Source organism: Carboxylicivirga linearis (assembly GCF_018271995.1).
Classification (GTDB): Bacteria; Bacteroidota; Bacteroidia; order Bacteroidales; family Marinilabiliaceae; genus Carboxylicivirga; species Carboxylicivirga linearis.
Genome location: NZ_JAGUCO010000171.1, coordinates 1 through 334, shown reverse-complemented (window position 1 = coordinate 334; position 334 = coordinate 1). Strand labels below are relative to the sequence as shown.

The 334-nt window shown below is 31.4% G+C and carries 1 protein-coding gene; it reads right to left on the bottom strand.

Features of this window, described 5'->3' with window-relative positions:
* Positions 1–192 (bottom strand): hypothetical protein (locus KEM10_RS24170; RefSeq protein ID WP_212221078.1); only part of this gene is annotated, 192 nt, incomplete at its 3' end.
* Positions 193–334 lie beyond the last annotated feature (142 nt).

The window sequence follows — 334 nt, the reverse complement described above, 5'->3', positions numbered from 1 at the left end:
ATCCTGGAATAATTTCTGCTTATACTCTGTTTTATTCCGAATATAATAGCATTTGTATTGATGGCTATAATGCACATAATCCAACTTGCCTATAATCTGTTCAATAGTACTATTCGAATAAAAAAACAGCTTAATTAACGGCGTAGTTTGATGCGAAAATTCGTTCAGATATATGGTTGGTTTCCTGTGCATAGTAATGATATTAAATCCTAATACACCAAAAACACAAAAAAATTGACAAATACATAATTCAACCGTACATTTATACGTATATTATCCGTTTAACTCTACGACTTTACCATGCCTTTATGCCCACACTGCAATGAAGAGATAA